Annotated in this window: 8 protein-coding genes; all 8 read left to right on the top strand. The window is 49.5% G+C overall.

All coding sequences use genetic code 11. The annotated features are described in order from the left end of the window. Positions 1 to 306: EF-Tu C-terminal domain-related protein (locus A9B99_RS10040; protein ID WP_074388789.1), on the top strand; the 306-nt coding region annotated here is incomplete at its 5' end. A gap of 232 nt (positions 307 to 538) precedes the next feature. After that, positions 539 to 922: a preprotein translocase subunit SecE gene (gene secE / locus A9B99_RS10035; protein ID WP_064597158.1), complete on the top strand. Its 384-nt coding sequence runs from the start codon at positions 539 to 541 to the stop codon at positions 920 to 922. A 1-nt stretch (position 923) separates the two neighbouring features. Beyond that, on the top strand, positions 924 to 1,469 hold the full coding sequence (gene nusG / locus A9B99_RS10030) for a transcription termination/antitermination protein NusG (protein WP_001287521.1): 546 nt from the start codon (positions 924 to 926) through the stop codon (positions 1,467 to 1,469). A gap of 212 nt (positions 1,470 to 1,681) precedes the next feature. Beyond that, entirely contained in the window at positions 1,682 to 2,110 is a 429-nt protein-coding gene (gene rplK, locus A9B99_RS10025) for a 50S ribosomal protein L11 (protein ID WP_064597156.1), read from the top strand. 3 nt (positions 2,111 to 2,113) lie between these two features. After that, on the top strand, positions 2,114 to 2,818 hold the full coding sequence (gene rplA, locus A9B99_RS10020) for a 50S ribosomal protein L1 (protein WP_064597153.1): 705 nt from the start codon (positions 2,114 to 2,116) through the stop codon (positions 2,816 to 2,818). A gap of 333 nt (positions 2,819 to 3,151) precedes the next feature. Next, the gene (gene rplJ / locus A9B99_RS10015; RefSeq protein ID WP_036103050.1) at positions 3,152 to 3,649 is read left to right on the top strand and encodes a 50S ribosomal protein L10; all 498 of its coding nucleotides are present in this window, start codon (positions 3,152 to 3,154) and stop codon (positions 3,647 to 3,649) included. Between the two features lie 66 nt (positions 3,650 to 3,715). Further along, positions 3,716 to 4,084: a 50S ribosomal protein L7/L12 gene (gene rplL, locus A9B99_RS10010; RefSeq protein ID WP_036103048.1), complete on the top strand. Its 369-nt coding sequence runs from the start codon at positions 3,716 to 3,718 to the stop codon at positions 4,082 to 4,084. A 322-nt stretch (positions 4,085 to 4,406) separates the two neighbouring features. Continuing rightward, positions 4,407 to 8,435, top strand: a complete 4,029-nt coding sequence (gene rpoB / locus A9B99_RS10005) for a DNA-directed RNA polymerase subunit beta (RefSeq protein ID WP_064597150.1) — start codon at positions 4,407 to 4,409, stop codon at positions 8,433 to 8,435. Positions 8,436 to 8,472 lie beyond the last annotated feature (37 nt).

The raw sequence follows: 8,472 nt of genomic DNA, 5'->3' as shown, positions 1-8,472 counted from the left end.
GCTAAACCGGGTTCAATCAACCCGCACACCAAATTCGAATCTGAAGTATACGTTCTGAGCAAAGATGAAGGCGGCCGTCATACTCCGTTCTTCAAAGGCTACCGTCCTCAGTTCTACTTCCGTACTACTGACGTAACGGGTTCCATCGAACTGCCGGAAGGCGTAGAAATGGTAATGCCGGGCGACAACATTCAGATGGTTGTTACCCTGATTCACCCGATCGCAATGGACGAAGGTCTGCGCTTCGCAATCCGTGAAGGCGGCCGTACCGTTGGTGCAGGCGTTGTTGCTAAAGTTCTCGGCTAATTGCTGATAACATTTGACGTAATGCGCAATAAAAGGGCATCATTTGATGCCCTTTTTGTACGCTCTCGAACCAGAACCTGGCTCATCAGTGATTTCTTTTCCATAATCATTGCTGAGACAGGCTCTGAAGATGGCGTAAAGTACCGAAATGTTGCCTAAGCGAAATTCGGTTTGGTTGCCTCGCGTTTGCGGGGCAAAAATGTTTGTCTGATTCATTGTTACAGGTTGAACTATGAGTGCGAATACCGAAGCTCAGGGAAGCGGGCGCGGCCTGGAAGTATTAAAGTGGCTGGTTGTCATTGCTCTGCTCTGTGTGGCCATCATCGGCAACTACCTTTATCGTGATGTGAACCTGCTGGGTCGGGCTGTCGCGGTAGTCGTTTTGATTGCTGCAGCAGGTGGTGTCGCTCTGTTGACCACAAAAGGTAAAGCCACGGTTGCTTTTGCCCGTGAAGCGAGAACTGAAGTTCGTAAAGTGATTTGGCCGACTCGCCAGGAAACATTGCACACCACATTAATCGTTGCAGCAGTGACAGCAGTCATGTCACTGATCCTGTGGGGGCTGGATGGTATTCTGGTCCGTGTGGTCTCTTTTATCACTGGACTGAGGTTCTGAAATGTCTGAAGCTCCTAAAAAACGTTGGTACGTCGTTCAGGCGTTTTCCGGCTTTGAAGGTCGCGTAGCTACTTCTCTGCGTGAACATATTAAATTGCATAATATGGAAGAACTGTTTGGTGAAGTTATGGTGCCAACAGAAGAAGTGGTTGAAATTCGTGGCGGTCAACGCCGTAAAAGCGAGCGTAAATTTTTTCCGGGCTATGTTCTTGTCCAGATGGTGATGAATGACGCCAGTTGGCACCTGGTACGCAGTGTACCGCGTGTTATGGGCTTCATTGGCGGTACATCTGACCGTCCCGCTCCCATCAGCGACAAAGAAGTTGACGCTATCATGAACCGCCTGCAACAGGTGGGGGATAAACCGCGTCCGAAAACGCTGTTTGAACCGGGTGAAATGGTTCGTGTTAACGATGGTCCGTTTGCTGACTTTAACGGCGTTGTCGAAGAAGTTGATTACGAGAAAAGCCGCCTGAAAGTGTCTGTGTCTATCTTTGGCCGCGCGACACCTGTTGAGCTGGATTTCAGCCAGGTAGAAAAAGCCTGATTAGCCAGACAGTACAACTGATGTGGTGCTACTAACCCACAGGTTGTGCCGGTTATCAAATCGAATGTAAAAGCAACAATTACTGTTGCGTGAGGCGCGAAATTGACATACAATTTCGCGCCTTTTGTTTTTATGCGCTGTAAAGCGTGTAAACAGAATTTAACTACGGGGAGCCTCCAAAGAGGCGTTACAACCCATTAGAGGAAATATCAATGGCCAAGAAAGTCCAAGCCTATGTCAAGCTGCAGGTTGCAGCTGGTATGGCTAACCCGAGCCCGCCAGTTGGTCCGGCTCTGGGTCAGCAGGGTGTTAACATCATGGAATTCTGTAAAGCGTTCAACGCCAAAACTGAATCCATCGAGAAAGGTCTGCCAATTCCGGTTGTTATTACCGTTTACGCTGACCGTTCTTTCACCTTCGTTACCAAAACTCCGCCAGCAGCCGTTCTGCTGAAAAAAGCGGCTGGTATCAAGTCTGGTTCCGGTAAACCGAACAAAGACAAAGTGGGTAAAGTAACTCACGCTCAGGTTCTTGAGATTGCTCAGACCAAAGCAGCGGACATGACTGGTGCCGATGTTGAAGCGATGGCTCGTTCTATCGCTGGTACCGCTCGTTCCATGGGCCTGGTAGTGGAGGACTAAGAAATGGCTAAACTGACCAAGCGCATGCGCGTGATCCGTGACAAAGTTGATGCAACTAAACAGTATGACATCAGCGAAGCCATTGCTCTGCTGAAAGAGCTGGCCACTGCAAAATTCGTAGAAAGCGTAGACGTTGCCGTTAACCTCGGTATCGATGCACGTAAATCTGATCAGAACGTTCGTGGCGCAACTGTGCTGCCGAATGGTACTGGTCGTACTGTTCGTGTTGCTGTATTTACCCAGGGCCCTAACGCTGAAGCGGCTAAAGCTGCTGGCGCTGAGCTGGTAGGTATGGAAGATCTGGCTGACCAGATCAAGAAAGGCGAAATGAACTTCGACGTTGTTATTGCTTCTCCGGATGCAATGCGCGTTGTTGGTCAACTCGGCCAGATCCTGGGGCCGCGCGGCCTGATGCCAAACCCGAAAGTTGGTACCGTAACTCCTAACGTTGCTGAAGCAGTTAAAAATGCTAAAGCTGGTCAGGTTCGTTACCGTAACGACAAAAACGGCATCATCCACACCACTATTGGTAAAGTAGATTTTGACGCTGACAAACTGAAAGAAAACCTGGAAGCTCTGCTGGTTGCGCTGAAAAAAGCAAAACCTGCTACTGCTAAAGGTGTTTACATCAAGAAAGTTAGCCTGTCTACCACCATGGGTGCTGGCGTTGCTGTTGACCAGGCTGGTCTGGCAGCTTCTGCGAACTAATCATTCGCTTTACGTGGGCGGTGGATTTGTCTACAATCTTCCCCCCACGTTTCTGCTCAGGCAGACGTTCAGTGCAGAACGTGCAATACACAAGTTGTACTGAACAAGAATTTCGGTTGGAGCCTGGCCTTATCCAGGCCTCCGTCCAAGACCGCAGGTGTTTCTTCATTGAAGCTTAATTTCCTGCGTAGACGGTGACAGAACCTGAAGAATCTTTTTATTAAGTTCTCTTTGGCTTGTTTCTGCTCACCGTATTAAGACGTTCTTATCGTTGATAAGAGTGAAGTGAGTTCCGGGGCTTAGTGTCCCGGCAAACATCCAGGAGCAAAGCTAATGGCTTTAAATCTTCAAGACAAACAAGCGATTGTTGCTGAAGTCAGCGAAGTAGCCAAAGGCGCGCTGTCTGCGGTAGTTGCGGATTCCCGTGGCGTAACCGTAGACAAAATGACCGAACTGCGTAAAGCAGGTCGCGAAGCCGGCGTTTACATGCGTGTTGTTCGTAACACCCTGTTGCGTCGTGTTGTTGAAGGCACTCAGTTCGAATGCCTGAAAGACGCGTTTGTTGGTCCGACCCTGATTGCATACTCTATGGAACACCCGGGCGCAGCTGCTCGTCTGTTCAAAGATTTCGCTAAAGCGAATGCAAAATTTGAGGTCAAAGCGGCAGCCTTTGAAGGTGAGTTCATCCCGGCGGCTCAGATTGATCGCCTGGCAACTCTGCCAACCTACGAAGAAGCAATTGCACGCCTGATGGCAACCATGAAAGAAGCCTCTGCTGGCAAACTGGTTCGCACTCTGGCGGCTGTACGCGATGCGAAAGAAGCTGCTTAATTGCACTTTTTTTTGTCATTCGCTTGCTTACGTATAAACTTATTCTGATATTCAGGAACAATTTAAATGTCTATCACTAAAGATCAAATCATTGAAGCAGTATCCGCTATGTCCGTAATGGACGTTGTAGAACTGATTTCTGCAATGGAAGAAAAATTCGGTGTTTCTGCTGCTGCTGCTGTAGCTGTTGCTGCTGGCCCGGCTGCTGACGCTGCTGAAGAAAAAACTGAATTCGACGTAATTCTGAAAGCTGCTGGCGGTAACAAAGTTGCTGTTATCAAAGCAGTGCGTGGTGCTACCGGTCTGGGCCTGAAAGAAGCCAAAGACCTGGTTGAATCTGCTCCGGCTGCCCTGAAAGAAGGCGTGAGCAAAGACGACGCAGAAGCTCTGAAAAAAGCTCTGGAAGAAGCTGGCGCTGAAGTTGAAGTTAAATAAGCCACTTTTTCTGGTAACAGCCTGATAAATCAGGCTGCTGGCTGGTGATTTTATGGTCACCAGCCTTTTTGCGCTCAAGGGAGCCAGTAGCGTTTCACACTGTTTGACTACTGGTTTTCATGTCAATGCTTGTTTCTATCGACGACTTAATATACTGCGACAGCGCGGTGTTGCTGGGTAAATCGCAATGAAATGGTTTAAGAGTGATAGAAACAGGCATTGCGGATAGTGTTCCACTTTCCGGTCAAAAAATAGTGTTGCATAAAAAACTGTCCGTCCAGTGGGCAGAGTGGGTCGACTTGTCAGCGAGCTGAGGAACCCTATGGTTTACTCCTATACCGAGAAAAAACGTATTCGTAAGGATTTTGGTAAACGTCCACAAGTTCTGGATGTCCCATATCTCCTTTCTATCCAGCTTGACTCGTTCCAGAAGTTTATCGAGCAAGATCCTGAAGGGCAGTACGGTCTTGAAGCGGCTTTCCGCTCCGTATTCCCGATTCAGAGCTACAGCGGCAATTCGGAACTGCAATATGTCAGCTACCGTCTTGGCGAACCTGTTTTTGATGTTCAGGAATGCCAGATCCGTGGTGTGACGTATTCTGCACCGCTGCGTGTTAAACTGCGCCTGGTTATCTATGAGCGCGAAGCGCCAGAAGGCACTGTAAAAGACATCAAAGAACAAGAAGTTTATATGGGTGAAATCCCGCTCATGACCGATAACGGCACTTTCGTTATTAATGGTACTGAGCGTGTTATCGTTTCCCAGTTACACCGCAGCCCGGGTGTCTTCTTTGACAGTGACAAAGGGAAAACCCACTCTTCGGGTAAGGTTCTGTACAACGCGCGTATTATCCCTTACCGCGGTTCATGGCTGGACTTCGAATTCGATCCGAAAGACAACCTGTTCGTACGTATTGACCGCCGTCGTAAATTGCCGGCAACGATTATCCTGCGTGCGCTGAACTACACAACTGAACAGATCTTAGATTTGTTCTTCAAAAAAGTTGTGTTTGAAATCCGTGATAACAAACTGCAAATGCAGTTGGTGCCGGAACGTCTGCGTGGTGAAACCGCTTCTTTCGATATCGAATCAGACGGTAAAGTTTACGTTGAGAAAGGTCGTCGTATCACTGCTCGTCATATCCGTCAGTTGGAAAAAGACGAAGTTCAGCACATTGAAGTTCCTGTCGAATATATCGCCGGGAAAGTGGTTGCGAAAGATTATATCGACGAAGCAACTGGTGAGCTGATCTGCCCGGCGAACATGGAGTTGTCTCTGGACTTGCTGGCTAAACTGAGCCAGGCAGGCCATAAGAGCATCGAGACTCTGTTCACCAACGATCTGGACCATGGTCCGTACATGTCTGAGACCTTGCGTATTGACCCAACCAATGACCGCCTGAGCGCGCTGGTTGAAATCTATCGCATGATGCGTCCTGGTGAGCCGCCGACTCGTGAAGCTGCTGAAAGCCTGTTCGAGAACCTGTTCTTCTCTGAAGACCGCTATGACCTGTCTGCTGTAGGTCGTATGAAATTCAACCGCTCGCTGCTGCGTGGCGAGATTGAAGGTTCTGGCATCCTGAGTAAAGAAGACATTATCGATGTAATGAAAAAACTCATCGATATTCGTAACGGTAAAGGCGAAGTGGATGATATTGACCACCTCGGCAACCGTCGTATTCGCTCTGTGGGTGAAATGGCTGAGAACCAGTTCCGTGTTGGCCTGGTGCGTGTAGAGCGTGCGGTTAAAGAACGCCTGTCTTTGGGCGATCTCGACACTCTGATGCCGCAGGACATGATTAACGCGAAACCTATCTCTGCCGCAGTTAAAGAGTTCTTTGGTTCCAGCCAGCTGTCTCAGTTTATGGACCAGAACAACCCGCTGTCAGAGATTACTCATAAACGCCGTATTTCCGCGTTGGGCCCAGGTGGTCTGACTCGTGAGCGTGCGGGCTTTGAAGTTCGAGACGTTCACCCGACTCACTACGGTCGTGTGTGCCCAATCGAAACCCCTGAAGGTCCGAACATCGGTCTTATCAACTCCTTGTCTGTTTATGCACAGACTAACGAGTATGGTTTCCTTGAAACACCGTATCGTAAAGTGACTGACGGTGTGGTGACCGACGAAATTCATTACCTGTCTGCTATTGAAGAAGGCAACTTCGTTATCGCTCAGGCGAACTCCAACCTGGATGACGATGGCCACTTCGTAGAAGACCTGGTAACCTGTCGTAGCAAAGGCGAATCAAGTTTGTTCAGCCGTGATCAGGTTGACTATATGGACGTTTCCACACAACAGGTTGTTTCTGTTGGTGCGTCCCTGATTCCCTTCCTGGAACACGATGACGCCAACCGTGCATTGATGGGTGCGAACATGCAACGTCAGGCAGTGCCTACCCTGCGCTCTGATAAGCCGCTGGTTGGTACTGGTATGGAACGTGCTGTTGCCGTTGACTCCGGTGTTACTGCTGTTGCCAAACGTGGCGGGACAATCCAGTACGTTGATGCTTCCCGTATCGTTATCAAAGTTAACGAAGATGAGATGTATCCGGGCGAAGCAGGTATCGATATTTATAACCTGACCAAGTACACCCGTTCTAACCAGAACACCTGCATCAACCAGATGCCGTGTGTGTCTCTGGGTGAGCCGGTGGAACGTGGTGATGTTCTGGCTGATGGCCCGTCCACCGATTTGGGTGAACTGGCACTGGGTCAGAATATGCGCGTGGCGTTCATGCCATGGAACGGTTACAACTTCGAAGACTCCATCCTTGTATCTGAGCGTGTTGTCCAGGAAGACCGTTTCACCACTATCCATATCCAGGAACAAGCTTGTGTGTCTCGTGACACCAAACTGGGGCCTGAAGAAATTACAGCAGATATCCCGAACGTGGGTGAAGCTGCGCTCTCCAAACTGGATGAATCCGGTATTGTTTACATCGGTGCAGAAGTTACCGGTGGCGACATCCTGGTGGGCAAAGTAACGCCGAAAGGCGAAACTCAGCTGACTCCGGAAGAGAAACTGCTGCGTGCCATCTTTGGTGAAAAAGCCTCTGATGTTAAAGACTCTTCTCTGCGCGTACCGAACGGTGTATCTGGTACCGTTATTGACGTTCAGGTCTTTACTCGCGATGGCGTAGAAAAAGATAAACGTGCGCTGGAAATCGAAGAAATGCAGCTCAAACAGGCTAAGAAAGACCTGTCTGAAGAACTGCAAATCCTCGAAGCTGGCTTGTTCGGCCGTATCCGTGCCGTGCTGATCTCTGGTGGCATCGAAGCTGAGAAGCTCGACAAACTGCCACGCGATCGTTGGCTGGAACTGGGCCTTGCTGATGAAGAGAAACAGAATCAGCTGGAACAACTGGCAGAGCAGTACGATGAACTGAAGCACGAGTTCGAGAAAAAACTCGAAGCGAAACGCCGTAAAATCACTCAGGGCGATGACCTGGCACCTGGCGTGCTGAAAATCGTTAAAGTGTATCTGGCTGTTAAACGTCAGATTCAGCCTGGGGATAAAATGGCAGGCCGCCACGGTAACAAAGGGGTTATTTCTAAGATCAACCCGATCGAAGATATGCCATACGATGAAAACGGCACGCCGGTTGATATCGTACTGAACCCGCTGGGCGTACCGTCTCGTATGAACATTGGTCAGATCCTGGAAACCCACCTGGGTATGGCTGCTAAAGGTATTGGCGACAAGATTAACGCCATGCTGAAACAGCAGCAGGAAGTGGCCAAACTGCGTGAGTTCATCCAGCGTGCTTATGACCTGGGTGCAGACGTTCGCCAGAAAGTTGACCTGAACACCTTCAGCGATGAAGAAGTTCTGCGTCTGGCTGAAAACCTGCGCAAAGGTATGCCGATTGCCACCCCAGTGTTTGATGGTGCGAAAGAAGCTGAAATTAAAGAGCTGCTGAAACTGGGTGATCTGCCGACTTCTGGTCAGATTACGCTGTTTGACGGCCGTACGGGTGAGAAGTTCGAGCGCCAGGTAACTGTTGGTTATATGTACATGCTCAAACTGAACCACCTGGTCGACGACAAAATGCACGCTCGTTCCACCGGTTCTTACAGCCTGGTTACTCAGCAGCCGCTGGGTGGTAAGGCGCAGTTCGGTGGTCAGCGCTTCGGGGAGATGGAAGTGTGGGCACTGGAAGCATATGGTGCCGCTTATACCCTGCAGGAAATGCTCACCGTTAAGTCTGATGACGTGAATGGCCGTACCAAGATGTATAAAAACATCGTGGATGGCAGCCATCAGATGGAACCGGGCATGCCGGAATCCTTCAACGTACTGTTGAAAGAAATCCGTTCGCTGGGTATCAACATCGAACTGGAAGACGAGTAATTCTCGCGCAAACAGGTCCATGGTGCCCGGGTAATAC

The sequence above is a fragment of the Mangrovibacter phragmitis genome, assembly GCF_001655675.1.
Classification (GTDB): Bacteria; Pseudomonadota; Gammaproteobacteria; order Enterobacterales; family Enterobacteriaceae; genus Mangrovibacter; species Mangrovibacter phragmitis.
The sequence above is the reverse complement of the archived record's forward strand: the minus strand, read 5'-3'. Positions and strand labels throughout refer to the sequence as shown.